Here is a 17399-nt window from a genome sequence, read left to right on the forward strand (position 1 = left end):
GAGATTCCTCTTCTAAATTAATTAGCGCTTGCAGATGCAATAGCGGTGTTTGGCTGTGCCTGTTCTTTTTCGTTACGTTGCTCTTGTTCAACCGGGATATCTTCAAAGCCCAGCAGCAATGTCAGGAAGAAGGAGAGCACTACAGCCAGAATCATCACGCCAAATACCCAAACGATGCTCATTGGATTTGCGGGATCAAAGAACTGTACGCTGGTGAATAAGCCTGGAGAGGCCATTGAATGACTCGCAAGACCACCGATTCCGGCAACCGCACCGCAAACAAAACCACTGATAAGTGCCGCAATCAGTGGGCGCTTCAGACGAACCGCCACACCGTAAAGTGCAGGTTCAGAAATCCCCGCCACAATCGCGGAGGCTGCCGCAGCCAGTGCCGTCTGGCGCAATTCTGGGTTTTTCGTTTTCCATGCCACGGCCAAAGATGAACCGCCGAGTGAGAGGTTGGCACCGATTTCAGATGGCATAACCATGCCCTCTTTACCCGTTTCGGCAATGGTTTGAATAATAGACGGCGTAAATACACGGTGCATCCCGGTCATCACCAGCAGTGGCCACAGTGCGCCCATAATTGCGACCGACAACCAGCCTAAATAGCTATGAATGGTGTAAACCAGTGAAGAAATACCAGTACCAATCCAGATACCCAGCGGGCCAATTAGCATGATGGCAATCGGTGCGGAGATAAGCACAATCAGCATCGGTTTCAGGAAGTTTTTCGTTACCGCCGGCGTAATGCGATCAACCCATCTTTCGATATACGAGAGAATCCAGGTCATGCACAGTGCAGGGATAACGGTGTAGGTATATTTTACCGCTGTGACTGACATCCCCATAAATTCAACATGTTGGCCTTGCGCAGCCTTTGCCATCAGGTCAACAAAATTTGGGTGAACCAAAACACCTGCTATCGCAATTGCCAGCGACATATTGGTTTTGAATTTTACTGCCGCCGATGCAGCAACCATTACCGGCAGGAAGAAGAATGCGCCATCACCAATCACATTGAGGATAACGAGTGTTGAAGAGCCTTTTTCGAAGACCCCCGTCATATCCAGAATCATGGCAAGTAGTTTCACCATCGAACCGCCAATAATGGCTGGAATCAGTGGTGACATGGTGCCAATCAACGCATCCAGAATCCCGACACCAATACGTTTGAGGGTTATTTTGCCTTTGCCTTGTGGAGGTTCGGCTGGCTGCATGCCTTCTGGCAGGAGTTTCAACACTTCAGCATAAGCCTGAGAAACCGTGTTACCGATAATGACCTGGCACTGGTTTTCACTACGCACCACACCCAGTACACCGCTAATTGTTTTGAGTTGTGCGGCATCGACGCGACTGTCGTCATTTAACACAAACCGTAAGCGTGTCATGCAGTGTGTAACTGCCTTTACGTTACCCGCACCGCCAACTGCGTCGACTATCGACCTTGATACTGCCGCATAATTCTTAGCCATGAGCTACCACTCTTTCGTATTAAAATTCATGTAGTTATGAATGTTTTATCCGGTAACACCGCGCCGACGTGTAGGGGTCTGAGAAATAGGTAACCGGTTCCACATTAGATTGACCACAGAAAACAAACAGATCAAATTCTAATTTTACATATTGTTAATTTTGTGATCATGATCGACATAAAGCCGGTACTCGATCAATCTGAAACCCTTCACGCACAGTATTTTGTCGGGCGGGAATGTGTAAAATGGGCGCATTCAAAAAAGCCAGGAAGCTCTAATGTCGACAATGCTAGAAGTGGCAAAAAAAGCCGGTGTCTCAAAAGCCACTGTTTCACGTGTTCTTTCCGGAAAGGGATACGTCAGCGAAGCCACGAAAGAGCAGGTCTATAAAGCCATTGAGGAGGCGGGGTATCGACCCAATTTACTGGCGCGTAATCTGGCGACGAATAAATCAGAATGCATTGGTTTAGTGGTAACCAATACCCTTTATCACGGCAGTTATTTCAGCGAAATACTGTCTCAGGCAGCCAAGAAATTAGAAGACAATGGTCGCCAGCTTATTCTGGTCGATGGTAAACACAGCGCACAGGAAGAAAGAGAAGCTATTCAGTTTCTACTCGATTTACGCTGCGATGCGGTAATTATTTACCCACGTTTTTTAACCATTGATGAAATGGATTTGATTATTGAGCAGCATAAAAAACCGATTATGGTGGTGAACCGAAAATTAAGAAAACACCAAAGCCACTGCGTTTTTTGTGACCATAAAGGCTCCAGTTTCCAGGCAACAAAATATCTGATTGAACGCGGGCATCGCGATATTGCCTTTATTACCGGCTCAATGGACTCCCCTACCGCCATCGAGCGTTTATCAGGCTATAAAGAAGCTTTAAATCAATATGATATTGGCGTAAACGAGGCACTTATCGCCCAAGGGAAATGGACGCCAGCCAGCGGTGTTGCGGCGGTTGAAACGTTGCTTTCGCGCAAAAACAAGATCAGCGCAATCCTCGCCAGTAATGATGAAATGGCGGTTGGCGCAATGAAAAAATTAAACGATATGGGTATTTCTGTTCCCGGTGAAATATCCATTATCGGTTTCGATAATATACCTACTGCACCTTATCTCTCACCCGCTTTAACCAGTATTAAAGATCCGGTCAGCGATATGATAAGCGAGGTGATCAACCGCTTAATATCGATGCTGGATGGTGGGTATTTGTCGAAAGAGAATGTGTTCACGTCAGATTTGTTAGCGAGAAATTCAGTGATTGACGGGCCATATAAAGGTTAATGAAACGGCGCATTCGCGCCGTTTCAACAAAAATCAACTCGCGACTTTCACTATTAATTTGCCGAAGTTCTTGCCGACCAGCAAACCACGGAATGCTTCAACGCTGTTTTCCAGCCCATCAACAATATCTTCACGGAACTGGATTTTCCCTTCCGCCAGCCACTGGCTCATCTGCTTAAAGAATTCCGGGTAACTGTCGCTGTAATCCTGTGAAATAATAAAGCCTTGCACGCGCAGGCGTTTTTTGAGGATGGTGCCCATCAGCAGCGGCAACCGGTCCTGTTCAAATGCGCTGTTCATGCCGTTGTACTGGCTGATTACGCCGCACACAGGAATTCGCGCTTTGGTATTAAGTAGCGGCAATACCGCGTCAAATACCGCCCCGCCAACGTTTTCAAAATAGACATCAATGCCACTGTTACAGGCCTTTTTCAGCTGTTCGGCAAAATCTGGCGCTTTGTGGTCAATACAGGCATCAAATTTCAACGTTTCTGTCACGTAGCGGCATTTATCAGGACCGCCCGCGATACCTACGACTTTCGCACCCAGCAGTTTTGCCACTTGCCCAACAACTGAACCCACGGCACCGCTGGCCGCCGCGACAACCACAGTTTCTCCAACTTGCGGATTACCAATATCGGTCAATCCCATATATCCGGTGAAACCAGGCATACCAAGCAAACCGAGCGCATATGATGGATGATCCATATTGGAATCGAGTTTCTGCAAATCTTCGCCGTTGGACAGCGCGTAATCCTGCCAGCCGGTATAGGCCAGAACAAGGTCACCGGCTTTGTAATCCGCATGTTCGGATTTCTCAACGCGACAAACGGTGCCCGCACCAATCACTTCACCAATCGCAAGCCCAGGCGTATAGGATTGGGCATCATCCATGCGCCCACGCATATACGGGTCGAGAGATAAATAGAGGGTTCGCAGCAGTAGCTGGCCTGCGGCAGGCTGTGGAACAGGCGCTTCTTCAAGAATGATGTCTTGATCGGTCGGCATGCCCTGCGGGCGCTTCGCCAGTACAAAGCGGCGGTTAGTTTGAGACGACTGAGTCATAATTCTCTCCATAGATTTGGGTCGTGAATAAACGGTCAATCTGTCCCAGCCTAGCTAAAAAAAACCGTTGCAGGGGTTAAAACGTGCGGTTCTGGGATTTTATTGTTAATGCAACACCGTCACGGCATCTTCCAGACGCGTTGCCCGGTGTTTCACCATCGCCGACACTTCCGCGCTTTCCTCAACTAACGCCGCATTTTTTTGCGTGATAGCGTCAAGTTCAGCCACAGCACGCGTTAAATCAGATAAGCCTTCTGCCTGTTCCGAGGTGGCGTGGCTGATTTGCCCAAGTAGTTGAGTGACGTTGCGTACTTGCTCAACAATGTCATTCATTGTGCGCCCCGCTTCGTAAACCTGAATCGTGCCGGACTGCACTTTGCTGGCGCTGGCATCAATCAGCTTGCGAATATCATTCGCCGCCGTTGCACTGCGTTGTGCCAAGTTTCGCACTTCACCGGCAACCACCGCGAACCCTTTCCCCTGCTCTCCGGCACGGGCGGCTTCAACGGCGGCGTTAAGCGCCAGAATGTTTGTCTGGAAGGCAATATCGTTGATAAGGCTGGTAATTGAACCGATACGCTGCGTACTGTCGGCAATATCATCCATGGTAGTCACAACGGTCTCCATCGCCTTGCCACCGTGGGCTGCGGCCTCGCTCGCAGAACTTGAAAGCTTATCGGCAGCTGCGGCGGTTTCTGAATTGTTCTGCACCGATACCGCCATCTGGCCCATTGTGGTGACGGTTTGCTGCACGTTGACCACCGACTGGCGCGTGCGCTCATTAAGCTCCACGTTGCCCTGAGCCAGCGTTTCGCTGCCGCTGCGCACGTTCTCAACCTGATGGCTGACATCATGAATTAGCCAGCGGCACATCAAACCTAGTTGGCCAATGGCACGCAGCGTCATACCTATTTCATCCGTTCGTGCAAGATGCTGCACTCGCTGCTGGTTTCCAGTCGCCACTTCGAGCGCCTGACGGGCGACATTTTCCAGCGGACGTGCAATTTGCCACTCCAGCAACGCACAGGCTAGCAGGCTCGCTAACGCACTGATTACAAGATACGGCACACCTTGCCCAAGCGTTACTGAAGCAGCCATCATCAACACAAACACGCAGCTCATGATCATACGAATACGGCCCCTCAGCCGTAACGCGGGTAATTTCCCCAGCCAGCCTTTACGCAAAACCAGACCTTTAAACAGGCGACGTTTGCAGCGCCCTTCTTTGAGTGCTTTATACAGCGGTTCAGCGGCTGCGATTTCCTCCGGCATCGCTTTGGTACGAATCGACATATAGCCGGTAGTTTTGCCGTTACGCACCACCGGCACGACGTTAGCCCGCACCCAGTAGTGGTCACCATTTTTACGCTGATTTTTGACGATCCCCGTCCACGGCTCTCCCTGTTGCAGGGTGAACCACATATCAGCAAAGGCGGCTTTTGGCATATCGGGATGGCGCACCAGGTTGTGGGGTTGTCCTGTGAGGTCATGAAGCTGGTAACCACTCACCTTCACAAATGCATCGTTCGCATGGGTGATTGTGCTTTTTAGATCGGTCGTAGACATCAATGTCGTGTCGTCATCAAGCAGGTATTCATGCTGTGTAGCAGCCGTGCGCGCAGTCATAGCAACTCCCTTGGCAGGTTATCCGATTGTTAATATTTTTAGTTGTATTGTTATTTCGGCGCTGCAAAATTTTACTTTAGCGGTTAAACTTGACGGCGATCACACTTTTTTAACTAAGCCATATTTTTTATAATGATTTTGGATGGAGGGCGCATTCCCCATTAATTTCATAAAGTTATTAATGAAAATGTCATAGTGACGCTAAGTGCTGGAGTTTTGACCTTCAATTTGCAATCGGCACACTACACTTAGTTCGGGGCCGTTTCGCCCCCGCAAGGAAAAAGAGGATAATAATGTTAAAAAGGAAAAAGAAAGTCAGACCTATCAAGGTCAGTGACGTCACCATCATCGACGATAGTCGTCTTAAAAAGGCAATTACTGCCGCATCGCTTGGCAATGCGATGGAATGGTTTGATTTCGGCGTATACGGCTTTGTTGCTTACGCCCTCGGTAAGGTTTTCTTCCCGGATGCCAGCCCTAGTGTGCAGATGATTGCCGCACTGGGTACCTTCTCTGTTCCCTTCCTGATTCGCCCGTTGGGTGGCCTGTTCTTCGGCATGCTGGGCGATAAGTACGGACGCCAGAAGATCCTGTCCATCACTATTATCATTATGTCATTGAGTACCTTCTGTATTGGCCTGATCCCGTCGTACGCGACTATTGGTATCTGGGCGCCAATCCTGTTGTTACTTGCGAAAATGGCGCAAGGGTTCTCAGTGGGTGGTGAATACACCGGTGCTTCGATATTTGTCGCCGAATACTCGCCAGACCGTAAACGCGGCTTTATGGGGAGTTGGCTGGACTTCGGTTCCATCGCCGGTTTTGTCTGTGGCGCGGGTGTCGTGGTGCTGATTACCGCGATTGTCGGTGAAGATAACTTCCTTGAATGGGGCTGGCGTTTGCCGTTCTTCCTGGCATTGCCACTGGGGATTATCGGCCTGTATCTGCGTCATGCGCTTGAAGAGACACCGGCGTTCCAGCAGCATATTGAAAAACTGGAACAAGGCGATAAAGAAGGCCTGACCGACGGGCCGAAAGTCTCCTTTAAAGAGATTGCGACTAAACACTGGCGCAGCCTGTTGACCTGTATCGGGATCGTTATTTCTACCAACGTGACCTACTACATGTTGCTCACGTATATGCCAAGTTATCTCTCACACAACCTGCATTATTCCGAAGAACATGGCGTACTGATCATTATCGCCATTATGATCGGGATGCTGTTTGTGCAACCGGTAATTGGTCTGTTGAGTGACCGCTTTGGCCGTCGCCCGTTTATTGTAGGCGGCAGCATCGCATTGCTGTTGCTGGCAATTCCGGCCTTTATTTTAATTAACAGTAATGTGCTGGGGCTGATATTCGCCGGGCTGCTGATTCTGGCGGTGGTTCTTAACTCCTTCACCGGCGTTATGGCCTCCACTCTTCCAGCCATGTTCCCAACGCATATTCGTTACAGTGCGCTGGCAAGTGCCTTTAATATCTCGGTATTGGTCGCGGGTCTTACGCCAACGCTTGCTGCGTGGCTAGTCGAGACGACCGAAAACCTGATGATGCCCGCCTATTATCTGATGGTGGTTGCGGTTATCGGCCTGGTGACGGGTCTGACGATGAAAGAGACAGCGAATAAGCCGTTGAAGGGGGCCACACCTGCGGCTTCTGATATTGCCGAAGCGCGCGAAATTGTTCAGGAGCACCACGATAACATCGAGCAAAAAATCGAAGATATCGACCGTGAGATTGAAGAATTACAGGCGAAACGTACCAACCTGGTGGATCAGCACCCGCGTATTAACGAGTAATTTTTAGCAGCATCAAAAACGCCGGGCCAATGCCCGGCGTTTTTATTTCGGGCTTTAATCCTCATTCCAGGAAGGAATTGGTTATGTCTAAAATTTATAAGCAAAGTATTTTTTGGACTTTGCGAATACTCATAACTCACCTAACGTAATCCAGTCCGCGAATAACAACTCATAAAGAATTCTTCTCTTTTTAAGCAGGGTGCCATATGCAAAGAAAAGCACTGCCGTTATTGCTATTAGCTGCGATCTCCGCAAGCAGCTTTGCCGCTACACCGCCAAACACTTTAATTGTTGCCCAGGGCCTGGACGATATCGTCAGTCTTGATCCTGCGGAAGCTAATGAGCTGTCGAGCATTCAAACAGTGCCAAGTCTTTATCAGCGCCTGGTGCAGGCCGACCGTGAAGACCCAGCGAAAGTGGTCGCGGTGCTGGCTGAAAGCTGGCAGGGCGATGCAGCGAATAAAAAACTGACCATTAAGCTGCGCCCGGATGCCAAATTCTCATCAGGTAACCCGCTGCGCCCGGAAGACGTTATCTTCTCTTATACCCGTGCAGTTACGCTCAATAAATCCCCGGCGTTTATTCTTAACGTGCTTGGCTGGCAGCCAGACAACATCGCCAGCCAGTTGAAGAAAATCGACGATCACACGCTGGAATTACACTGGACGGCGGATGTTAGCCCAGCGGTAGCACTGAACATTCTCTCCACGCCGATTGCTTCTATCGTCGATGAAAAAGCCGTTTCTCCGAACGCCAAAGCTGGTGATTTCGGTAATGAATGGCTGAAAATGCACTCTGCTGGCAGCGGCCCGTTCAAGATGCGCGTTTACCAGCCACATCAGGCGATTGTGTTAGACGCCAACCCAACATCACCGGGCGATGCGCCTAAAGTTAAAAACATTATTATTAAGAACGTGCCCGATCCGGCTGCTCGCCGCTTGCTGATTCAGCAAGGCGATGCAGATATCGCCCGTGATTTAGGTGCAGATCAAACCAGCGCGCTGGAAGGCAAACCTGGCGTGAAGGTGCTGAGCATCCCTTCTGCTGAGCAGAACTATATGGTGTTCAACGCGGGTAATGATGCAAATCCACTGTTGAAAAACCCTGCCCTGTGGGAAGCGTCTCGTTATCTGGTGGATTATCAAGGCATCACCAAAGACCTGTTGAAAGGCCAATATTTTATCCACCAGAGCTTCCTGCCGGTTGGTTTTGCAGGGGCGTTGGATAACAACCCATTCAAATTTGACCCGGCTAAAGCTAAAGAAATCCTCGCGAAAGCAGGTATCAAAGATGCGCATTTCACGCTGGATGTGGAAAACAAACCACCGTTTATCACCATTGCTCAGTCTATGCAGGCGAGCTTCGCGCAGGGTGGCGTGAAGATCGATCTTCTGCCCGCAGCGGGCAGCCAGGTTTACGCTCGCGTTCGTGCCAAACAGCATCAGGCCGCGATCCGCCTGTGGATCCCGGATTATTTTGACGCCCACTCTAACGCCAGCGCCTTTGCGTATAACGATGGCAAAGCAAGTACCGTTGCAGGTTTAAACGGCTGGCAAATCCCGGAGTTGAGCAAGCAAACTTTGGCCGCAGTTGCGGAAGCTGACCCGGCTAAACGTCTTGAACTGTATAAAAAAATACAGGAAGAAGTTCAGCACAATTCGCCGTACGTATTTGTTGATCAGGGCAAAACCCAGATCGTGGTACGTGAGAATGTGAAGGGCTATCAGCAAGGTTTGAATGCGGATATGGTGTATTACGATCGAGTGAGCAAATAACTGCTTTGTCTCCTTCCTCTGAGGGGGAAGGAGACAATCCGCGAAATATGTTTAAGAAGAGTTCCACATGTCAGACATCTCCACCCATTCTGCATCGAGCCGCTTAAGTCGCTCATTGTTGACGCTGCTTCAGGGGCTGTTTACCCTGGCACTCACGATTATCGGCTTACTGCTTATCACTTTTGCCCTGTCGGCACTTTCCCCAGTGGATCGCGTACTACAAATCGTTGGCGATCATGCAAGCCAGGCTACCTACGATCAGGTGCGCCACCAGCTTGGTCTGGACCAGCCCCTTCCCGTTCAGTTCTGGCATTACCTGACAAGCCTTGCTCATGGGGATCTGGGTACTGCAAGTGCCACTGGGCAACCCGTTTTACAGGATTTACTTTCCGCTTTCCCGGCAACGCTTGAACTTGCGACCCTCGCACTGGTTATTGGCAGCGTTATGGGCGTTATTTTTGGTGTGCTTTGTGCTCGATTTGCCGGCTCACCTTGGGATTTAGCGGTGCGCACATTCACACTGCTCGGCAATTCAGTCCCTATCTTCTGGTTGGGTCTACTGATGCTGGCGTTTTTCTATGCGCGGCTTCAATGGAGCGCCGGGCCGGGGCGTCTGGACGATATTTATCAGTACAGCGTGGAAGCCAAAACAGGCTTTGTGTTGGTTGATACCTGGCTATCCGGCGATCGTGATGCCTTCATGAATGCTATCAATCACCTCACATTACCCGTGTTGCTGCTGGCCTATTATTCGCTGGCAAGTATTACCCGCCTTACACGTACCGCTTGTCTGAGTGAAATGAACAAAGAGTACATCACGCTTGCGCGCGCCAAAGGCGCCGGGGAGATGGCGATTCTGGTGCGCCACGTGCTGCCCAATATTCGCGGAACGCTGTTCACCGTAATCGCGCTGGCCTATACCGGCATGCTGGAAGGTGCGGTGCTGACTGAAACAGTCTTCTCCTGGCCCGGTATTGGGCGCTATCTCACCACCGCTCTATTTGCTGGCGACACCACAGCGATTATGGGCGGCACGCTGTTGATTGGCGTGTCGTTTGTCATTATCAACAATCTGACTGACGTGCTGGTGCGTGTCACCGATCCGAGGGTGCGCTAATGCCGTCTTATCTCTTTTTACGCCGCACATTACGTTCGCCCGCGGCACTTTGTGGCCTGGTGATTATTACGTTTCTGGTGCTGGTGGCCGTTTTTGCCCCACTCATCGCCCCGTTCGATCCCAACTGGCAAGATGCCGCAGCACGTCTGCAAGCACCCAATGCTCAACACTGGTTGGGAACGGACAGCTATGGTCGCGATTTACTCTCACGTCTGATTTATGGCTCGCGCCCGGCGCTTGGTCTGGTGTTACTGGTCACAGTGATAACCCTCCCCACCGGACTGCTGATCGGCATTCTTTCAGGCTATTACGGGGGTTGGTTAGAACGGGTATTAATGCGTTTTACCGACGTAGTTATGTCGATGCCACGCCTGATTCTCGCCTTTGCTTTTGTCGCAATGCTTGGCCCAGGGCTTGTCAACGGCGCACTAGCACTGGCGCTGACTACCTGGCCTGCGTATGCGCGTCAGGCTCGTAGCGAAATTCAGCGCCTGCGCCATAGCGACTATCTCGCCGCCGCAGAAATGATGGGAATTCGTGGAACGCGCCTTTTAGCAGGCCATATTTTACCCCTGTGTTTACCTTCGGCGATTGTGCGCCTGGCGCTCGACTTAGCAGGGATTATTTTAGCCGCAGCCGGATTGGGTTTCTTAGGCCTTGGCGCCAGACCGCCGATGGCAGAATGGGGGGCGATGATCGCTGACGGTATGCAGGTTATTTTCGATCAGTGGTGGATTGCAGCCATTCCCGGGACCGCCATTTTGATTTGCAGCCTGGCGTTTAACTTACTGGGTGATGGATTACGCGACGTGCTGGAGCCTGGCCATGACTGAGAAACGTATTGAAGTCAGTGGATTAAACATTGATTACCCGGGAGCTCGGGTCGTGAATAATCTCTCATTCACGCTCGGTAACGAACGGCTGGCGCTGGTAGGCGAATCGGGATCGGGTAAATCTATGACCGCCAGAGCATTAATGGGTCTGGTGCGTAAGCCGGGTAAGGTAAGCGCAACTGAGCTCAACGTGTTGGATAACGATCTGCTCAGTATGCATAACCGTGACTGGCAGCGCCTGCGCGGCAATGAAATCGCGATGGTTTTACAAGATCCACGCTACGCACTCAACCCGGTGAAAAGCGTTGCACAGCAAATTGATGAAGCACTGCGCTTGCATCAAAATTTATCTGGCTCACAGCGCCGTGAGCGGATTCATGAAGTGATCGGCGCCGTTGGATTAGCAGAAAATGTGCTGTCGCGTTACCCGGCAGAACTCTCTGGCGGCATGGGTCAACGTGTGATGATCGCCATCGCACTGGTCAACAATCCAAAAGTGTTGATTGCCGACGAGCCTACTTCTGCACTGGATGCTCGTCTGCGCAACCAGATTCTGGAACTTCTGGTTGAACAGTGTGAACAACGCCAGATGGCAATGTTGCTGATAAGCCACGATCTGCCGCTTGTTGCCCAACACTGCCAGCGTGTACTGGTGATGTATCAGGGACAAAAAGTGGATGAGATGGCTGCCAGTCAGCTTGCTGCAGCAACACATCCTTACACCCGTACGCTCTGGACATGCCGCCCTCACGCCGCCACTTACGGCATGATGCTCCCGACTTTAGACCGCAGCCAGAATCTGCAAGGAGAACCACATGGCGATCGTTGAGGTCAGTAACTTGTGCGTGCAGTTTAGCGCGAAAGGCCAGACCAAAACCGCCGTTCGCGACGCCAGTTTCTCAGTCAATCCAGGGGAAACATTCAGTTTAATTGGCGCGTCAGGGTGTGGGAAATCTACTATTTTGCGCGTCCTCGCGGGTTTACAACGCGAGTGGCAAGGTGGAGTAAAACTGCTGGATGGGGCAATCAAACCCGGCGTGCGTTTTCAGGGTGATTTGCGCCGTAATGTGCAAATGGTGTTCCAGGACCCTTATGCCTCTTTGCATCCCAATCACACAATTTACCGCACTCTGGCCGAGCCGTTGAATATTCATGGTGAAGTGCAAATTGCTGCGCGCGTAGAAGAAGCTCTGCTTCAGGTAGGGTTGCCAACAGATGCCATGAAGCGTTATCCGCACCAGCTTTCCGGCGGGCAGCGTCAGCGTGTCGCCATTGCTCGCGCGCTGTTGCTGCGCCCTAAAATCCTACTGCTTGATGAACCGACTTCAGCACTCGATATGTCGGTACAGGCAGAGATTCTCAATCTGTTAAATCGCCTTAAACAACAGTTTGGCATGACCTATCTGCTCGTTAGCCATGATGCCGATGTGATTGCGCATATGTCAGACAGGGCTGCTTATATGGCGGGTGGTGTTATCGAACGCGAGTTCAACCGTGCAGCCCTGGTGCGAGGGGAGCACCGAATGGACGCGGCATAGGCCATAAATTATTTCACCATGGCATATCAAATCGTGCTGCTTTGCCCCGTTAAGTAGCACGACGCATGGTTATGGTGCAATAAAACCAGACATCTCACAGAAAATCCGCTTCGCTCCAGCATATTTAGCCGCAAAATGTCTCTCTGTGTGACTAATTATTACGCAGTTTGCATTCCCCCAGATCGTTTATCCTGATTTTGCTTAGGGGAAGCGAAGTGGCGTATTCCCTGCAATACTTATTTTGTGTATCGCGTGATACGTCATTCCCAGGAGCACATTTTGAACAGGTTACCTACTAGCGCTTCGGCTCTTGCCTGCACAGCGCACGCTCTCAACATCATCGAAAAGAAGTCCCTTAGTCATGAAGAGATGAAGGCGTTAAACCGCGAGGTTATCGAAAACTTCCAACAGCATGTGAATCCGGGTTTTCTTGAGTATCGCAAATCAGTGACCGCCGGCGGGGATTACGGAGCCGTAGAGTGGCAAGCGAATAGTTTAAATACGCTTGTCGACACCCAGGGTAAGGAATATTTGGATTGTCTGGGTGGGTTCGGCATTTTTAACGTGGGGCACCGTAATCCAACAGTGGTATCCGCCGTACAGCATCAGCTCGAAAAACAACCCCTGCACAGTCAGGAGCTGCTCGACCCTCTACGGGCGATGCTCGCCAAAACGCTTGCGACCCTCACTCCGGGCAAACTGAAATACAGCTTCTTTAGCAACAGCGGTACAGAATCGGTTGAAGCAGCGATTAAACTCGCCAAAGCCTACCAATCTCCACGTGGGAAATTTACCTTTATCGCAGCCTCAGGCGCGTTTCATGGCAAATCTCTCGGGGCGTTGTCAGCAACAGCAAAATCGGCATTTCGTAAGCCGTTTATGCCGTTACTTCCAGGCTTCAGGCATGTTCCATTCGGCAATATAGACGCGTTACGCACAATGCTGAGTGAATGCCGTAAAACTGGTGATGATGTCGCAGCTGTAATCCTAGAACCCATTCAGGGTGAAGGCGGCGTAATTATTCCACCAGCAGGGTATTTGCCAGCCGTTCGTAAGCTTTGTGATGAGTTTGGCGCACTGCTTATTTTTGATGAAGTGCAAACCGGTATGGGGCGTACGGGAAAAATGTTCGCCTGTGAACATGAGAACGTGCAGCCTGATATTTTATGCCTCGCCAAAGCACTCGGTGGCGGTGTAATGCCGATTGGTGCCACCGTTGCGACAGAAGAAGTATTTTCTGTGCTGTTTGATAATCCTTTCCTGCACACCACCACCTTTGGTGGCAACCCGCTGGCTTGTGCGGCAGCGCTCGCCACAATCCACGTGCTGCTTGAGCAAAATCTTCCCGCTCAGGCCGCGCAAAAAGGACAGCTTTTAGTGGATGGCTTCCAGGCTCTGAAACGCGAGTTCCCGGAACTGGTAGTCGATGCCCGCGGGCAAGGTTTGTTGATTGCCATCGAGTTTAGCGACAACGAGATTGGCTATAACTTTGCCAGTGAGATGTTCCGCCAGCAGGTGCTGGTCGCCGGGACGCTCAACAATTCGAAAACCATTCGTGTTGAGCCACCGCTGACTATCACAATTGAGCAGTGTGAACATGTGTTGGGCTGTGCGAAGAAGGCTCTTACATCACTTCAAGTCAGCACGTTAAAAACCGAGTTAGTACTGTGATGCCCCCTCCCCCGGAGCAAAAATTCCGGGGGATATTTAGCCCGCTAATGTTTTTACCTCGCTGAACGTTCTATACTTGCCGCCCTTTTCTATCCTTAAAATCTGGTCGCTTCCTCATGATCTACGACTGCTTCCTCTATTACGATGAAGATATGTTGCTCGATATTCGACTCAATGTACTTAATGACTACGTTGATAAATTTGTCATTGTTGAATCGACGCACTCCTTTACTGGGCAGCCAGTCGAGCTACATTTTGATATCAACAAATTCGCTCAATTTAAGGACAAAATTATCTATGTTGTCTTTGATGAAAAGCCGGATGCAGATAGTTGGACAAATGAGGCCAGAACGCGCAATGCCATAATGAACGGGCTGACAGCAGCGAAGGATCAAGACATCATCATCGTGTCAGATGTAGATGAAATTATCCGCCCAGATGCGCTTGCAGAGTATAAACCAAACTCCCTTTGCTCCACGCTCTACCAGAATTTCTATAACTATCAGTTTAATTTGCAGGTGTTTAATAGCGATGGAACGCCCCGCCAGTGCACGTTGCCGAGAATGACCAGTTATAAAAATCTGCGTACATTCTTTAATGGCGAGCCAGAAACATTACGTAATGTGAAACGCTCAAAAATTCGCAAAAGCTGGTTGAAGTGGCGTTGGTTTAAATTAAGAAACCATATTGTGCATAACGCCGGCTGGCATTTCTCCTGGATAATGACGGCTGAACGTATCTCAGAAAAAATGTCGACTATTTCGCACACAGAATACGATACCCCTGAGCTTAATAATCAAGAACATATAAAGAATGCAATTGAGAATGGGTTGGATATTTGGGCTCGAGAAAGAAACCTGCAAGTGGTGGATTTACAAAGTGGGGATTTTCCCGAGTATTTGAAAAAAAATGCTCAGAAGTTTGCAGAGTTTATTCGATAAAGTTTGAAACAATCCTGGCCCTAACCCTGAGAAATAGGGTTAGGGTGTAAATACTACGCCGGCAACAACCCCACAAAACTCCTCTTCTTACGCGGTTCCGACATCATCTCATCGAGCCTCTCAACGCAGGTCAGATAATGCGGTGTTTGCTTATGCGCCAGCACAGCTTCATCGTCCTGGTAGGCCTCATAAATATAGAACCGCGTGGCAACATCCGGGTCCTGCAGCACATCAAAACGCAGATTACCCGGCTCTTTGATTGAGCCTTCATGGTTGGCGCGGAACACGTCCATAAATTCGTTGACCCGCTCCGGTTTGATATTAATCTCTACCAGCGTCACGTTCATGCCTTATCTCCCTGATGCTTCTCATCGAGCCAGAACTGATACGCCTCACGAGCAGTGGCATTCTCATGAACCACCTTTTTCACCGCTTTTAGCATGGCAAGCGGCGCATCTGACTGGAAAATATTGCGCCCCATATCCACGCCGGATGCGCCCTGATCGATGGCCCGGAAACACATCTCCAGTGCCTCTTGTTCAGGCAGTTTCTTGCCTCCGGCGATAACAATCGGCACCGGGCAACTGGCAGCAACCTTCTCGAAACCCTCTTCGACAAAATAAGTTTTCACAAACTGTGCGCCAATTTCTGCAGCGATTCGGCTGGCGAGTGAGAAATAGCGAGCATCGCGCGCCATCTCCTTACCCACACCGGTTACTGCGAGAGTTGGAATGCCATAACGTGTACCTTCATCCACCAGCTTGATGATGTTGTTGATCGACTGATGTTCGTATTCGCTGCCAATATAAATCTGGGCTGCCACCGCGCAGGCGTTGAGGCGCAGCGCATCTTCCATCGTCACCGCCACACTTTCACGTGACAATTCACTGAGAATGGAATTCCCGCCAGAGGCGCGTAACACCACCGGTTTGTTGGTGGCGGGCGGCACAACGCTGCGCAGTATTCCGCGTGTACACATCAGCACATCGGTTTCCGGAAATAGCGGGGCGATAGATAAATCAATACGTTCAAGACCGGTGGTAGGCCCCTGGAAATAACCGTGGTCAAATGCCAGCATCACGGTACGCCCGGTGTCAGGGTTGAAAATACGGGCCAGCCGCGACTGCATCCCCCAATCCAGTGCTCCACTGCCCTTCAGGTAAAACGCTTTGTTCTCCTGAGGGCGGCCAATACCGTAATCTTTGCCTTCTCTGATATCGTCAAGATCTGCCATTTATTCCCCCTCAGAAATCGTATTTACCGATATTGTCTTTGGTGAACACCACGCGTTCTGGCAGCAGCACAATGCCGTTACCTTTCGCTTCATACTGGTAGCCCTGTACGCTATTAGGCTCGACTTTCAGGCTACCAATTTTCGCTACATCAACAGTGTCACCAACATTAAGATCGCCCTTTTTCAGCATGGTATTTGCGACGTTAACCGCAATTTCACCCTGCTGTACCACATCCCACAGACCAAAGGCTTTCACCGTTCCACGTTCAACATACGGGCGCATGACGTTTGGCGTGCTGAAACCGACAATCGCAACATTAGTGCGTTTCAGGTTTTCAGCAGCCTGGGCTGCGGCTGGCAATGCGTTAGCATCGGGTGCAATGATCGCATCCAGATCCGGATAGGCTTTTAAGATCCCTTCGGCGGTTTGCAGGGATTTAGTGGCATCGTTATAACCAAATTGCGTGGTGACTACCTCCCACTGCGGATGATCTTTGGCAATCTTCGCTTTCGCCTCTTTTACCCACTGGTTTTGATCCGTCACGGTAGGGCTTGAGTAGAAGAACGCCACTTTGGCGGCAGGTTTAGTCACCTGTTTGGCGGCCATATCCACCAACATGCCACCAAGCTGTTGCGGCGTTCCCTGGTTGATGTAAATACTGCGGCATTCGGGTTTAGTATCAGAATCCCATGTCAGTACTTTCACACCACGTTGCATGGCACGTTTAAGTGCCGGGCAGAGCCCATCTGGCGAAACAGCTGAGACAATAATCGCGTTGTAACCCTGATTGACGAAGTTGTTGATAAGCTGCACCTGGCCGGAGACGCTTGGTTCAGTTGGCCCGTCGTAAGTCACCGGAACACCGAGATCTTTGCCCGCCTGCATCGCGCCATTGCCGCCGCTGGTAAAGAAGCCCACGCCAACCAATTTTGGAATAAAGGCAATCCTGTCGGCGGCTTGCGCACTCACCACACCAAAGGCTAATGCCCATGCACTGAGTTGCAGGACGCGTTTTGTTGTCTGCTTCATA

15 protein-coding genes are annotated in these 17399 nt (G+C 50.5%); 9 read left to right on the plus strand and 6 right to left on the minus strand.

Features of this window, described 5'->3' with window-relative positions; translation table 11 throughout:
- Window positions 1-17 precede the first annotated feature (17 nt).
- Complete coding sequence (gene ascF, locus M979_RS14685; protein WP_064555373.1) at window positions 18-1475, minus strand: PTS cellobiose/arbutin/salicin transporter subunit IIBC; 1458 nt, start codon at window positions 1473-1475, stop codon at window positions 18-20.
- A gap of 277 nt (window positions 1476-1752) precedes the next feature.
- Here ascF and M979_RS14690 point away from each other — a divergent pair, with 277 nt between their 5' ends.
- Window positions 1753-2769 (plus strand): LacI family DNA-binding transcriptional regulator, encoded by a 1017-nt coding sequence (locus M979_RS14690; RefSeq protein ID WP_064555374.1) that lies wholly within the window; start codon window positions 1753-1755, stop codon window positions 2767-2769.
- Window positions 2770-2802: 33 nt separating this feature from the next.
- On the opposite strand, the gene M979_RS14695 is transcribed toward M979_RS14690, so the two are convergent.
- On the minus strand, window positions 2803-3834 hold the full coding sequence (locus M979_RS14695; protein WP_064555375.1) for an NADP-dependent oxidoreductase: 1032 nt from the start codon (window positions 3832-3834) through the stop codon (window positions 2803-2805).
- Between the two features lie 105 nt (window positions 3835-3939).
- On the minus strand, window positions 3940-5460 hold the full coding sequence (locus M979_RS14700; RefSeq protein WP_064555376.1) for a methyl-accepting chemotaxis protein: 1521 nt from the start codon (window positions 5458-5460) through the stop codon (window positions 3940-3942).
- Window positions 5461-5753: 293 nt separating this feature from the next.
- Between M979_RS14700 and proP the strand changes: the two genes are divergently transcribed.
- From proP to M979_RS14740, 8 genes are all read left to right on the plus strand, one after another.
- Window positions 5754-7259, plus strand: a complete 1506-nt coding sequence (gene proP, locus M979_RS14705) for a glycine betaine/L-proline transporter ProP (RefSeq protein ID WP_064555377.1) — start codon at window positions 5754-5756, stop codon at window positions 7257-7259.
- Window positions 7260-7465: 206 nt separating this feature from the next.
- Entirely contained in the window at window positions 7466-9034 is a 1569-nt protein-coding gene (locus M979_RS14710) for an ABC transporter substrate-binding protein (RefSeq protein WP_034459546.1), read from the plus strand.
- A gap of 67 nt (window positions 9035-9101) precedes the next feature.
- On the plus strand, window positions 9102-10151 hold the full coding sequence (locus M979_RS14715; RefSeq protein WP_064555378.1) for an ABC transporter permease: 1050 nt from the start codon (window positions 9102-9104) through the stop codon (window positions 10149-10151).
- Entirely contained in the window at window positions 10151-10984 is an 834-nt protein-coding gene (locus M979_RS14720; RefSeq protein ID WP_064555379.1) for an ABC transporter permease, read from the plus strand. Before M979_RS14715 ends, M979_RS14720 begins: the two co-directional genes overlap by 1 nt.
- Complete coding sequence (locus tag M979_RS14725) at window positions 10977-11813, plus strand: ABC transporter ATP-binding protein (protein WP_034459553.1); 837 nt, start codon at window positions 10977-10979, stop codon at window positions 11811-11813. Before M979_RS14720 ends, M979_RS14725 begins: the two co-directional genes overlap by 8 nt.
- Entirely contained in the window at window positions 11800-12522 is a 723-nt protein-coding gene (locus M979_RS14730; protein ID WP_064555380.1) for an ABC transporter ATP-binding protein, read from the plus strand. The genes M979_RS14725 and M979_RS14730 overlap by 14 nt, the downstream gene beginning before the upstream one ends.
- A 279-nt stretch (window positions 12523-12801) precedes the next feature.
- Window positions 12802-14193, plus strand: a complete 1392-nt coding sequence (gene ygjG, locus M979_RS14735) for a putrescine aminotransferase (protein WP_209439634.1) — start codon at window positions 12802-12804, stop codon at window positions 14191-14193.
- Window positions 14194-14309: 116 nt separating this feature from the next.
- The gene (locus M979_RS14740) at window positions 14310-15134 is read left to right on the plus strand and encodes a glycosyltransferase family 17 protein (RefSeq protein ID WP_064555381.1); all 825 of its coding nucleotides are present in this window, start codon (window positions 14310-14312) and stop codon (window positions 15132-15134) included.
- Window positions 15135-15187: 53 nt separating this feature from the next.
- Here M979_RS14740 and lsrG read toward each other — a convergent pair whose 3' ends face one another.
- The 3 genes from lsrG to lsrB are packed head-to-tail and all read right to left on the minus strand — an operon-like array spanning window position 15188 to window position 17398.
- Window positions 15188-15481 carry a (4S)-4-hydroxy-5-phosphonooxypentane-2,3-dione isomerase gene (gene lsrG, locus M979_RS14745; RefSeq protein WP_034459559.1) on the minus strand — a complete coding sequence of 98 codons (294 nt, stop codon included), beginning with the start codon at window positions 15479-15481 and terminating at the stop codon, window positions 15188-15190.
- Window positions 15478-16368: a 3-hydroxy-5-phosphonooxypentane-2,4-dione thiolase gene (gene lsrF, locus M979_RS14750; protein ID WP_034459562.1), complete on the minus strand. Its 891-nt coding sequence runs from the start codon at window positions 16366-16368 to the stop codon at window positions 15478-15480. The genes lsrG and lsrF overlap by 4 nt, the downstream gene beginning before the upstream one ends.
- A gap of 10 nt (window positions 16369-16378) precedes the next feature.
- Entirely contained in the window at window positions 16379-17398 is a 1020-nt protein-coding gene (gene lsrB, locus M979_RS14755) for an autoinducer 2 ABC transporter substrate-binding protein LsrB (protein ID WP_064555382.1), read from the minus strand.
- Between the last annotated feature and the right edge of the window lies 1 nt (window position 17399).

The organism is Buttiauxella noackiae ATCC 51607 (genome assembly GCF_001654865.1).
Lineage (GTDB): Bacteria > Pseudomonadota > Gammaproteobacteria > Enterobacterales > Enterobacteriaceae > Buttiauxella > Buttiauxella noackiae.

Excerpts from the sequence above, each read along its gene's own strand:
- lsrB (WP_064555382.1), bottom strand. The coding sequence starts at position 17,398 with ATGAAGCAGACAACAAAACGCGTCCTGCAACTCAGTGCATGGGCATTA.
- M979_RS14710 (WP_034459546.1), top strand. The coding sequence starts at position 7,466 with ATGCAAAGAAAAGCACTGCCGTTATTGCTATTAGCTGCGATCTCCGCA.
- lsrG (WP_034459559.1), bottom strand. The coding sequence starts at position 15,481 with ATGAACGTGACGCTGGTAGAGATTAATATCAAACCGGAGCGGGTCAAC.
- M979_RS14695 (WP_064555375.1), bottom strand. The coding sequence starts at position 3,834 with ATGACTCAGTCGTCTCAAACTAACCGCCGCTTTGTACTGGCGAAGCGC.
- M979_RS14725 (WP_034459553.1), top strand. The coding sequence starts at position 10,977 with ATGACTGAGAAACGTATTGAAGTCAGTGGATTAAACATTGATTACCCG.
- M979_RS14740 (WP_064555381.1), top strand. The coding sequence starts at position 14,310 with ATGATCTACGACTGCTTCCTCTATTACGATGAAGATATGTTGCTCGAT.
- lsrF (WP_034459562.1), bottom strand. The coding sequence starts at position 16,368 with ATGGCAGATCTTGACGATATCAGAGAAGGCAAAGATTACGGTATTGGC.
- proP (WP_064555377.1), top strand. The coding sequence starts at position 5,754 with ATGTTAAAAAGGAAAAAGAAAGTCAGACCTATCAAGGTCAGTGACGTC.
- ascF (WP_064555373.1), bottom strand. The coding sequence starts at position 1,475 with ATGGCTAAGAATTATGCGGCAGTATCAAGGTCGATAGTCGACGCAGTT.
- M979_RS14715 (WP_064555378.1), top strand. The coding sequence starts at position 9,102 with ATGTCAGACATCTCCACCCATTCTGCATCGAGCCGCTTAAGTCGCTCA.
- M979_RS14690 (WP_064555374.1), top strand. The coding sequence starts at position 1,753 with ATGTCGACAATGCTAGAAGTGGCAAAAAAAGCCGGTGTCTCAAAAGCC.
- M979_RS14730 (WP_064555380.1), top strand. The coding sequence starts at position 11,800 with ATGGCGATCGTTGAGGTCAGTAACTTGTGCGTGCAGTTTAGCGCGAAA.
- M979_RS14720 (WP_064555379.1), top strand. The coding sequence starts at position 10,151 with ATGCCGTCTTATCTCTTTTTACGCCGCACATTACGTTCGCCCGCGGCA.
- M979_RS14700 (WP_064555376.1), bottom strand. The coding sequence starts at position 5,460 with ATGACTGCGCGCACGGCTGCTACACAGCATGAATACCTGCTTGATGAC.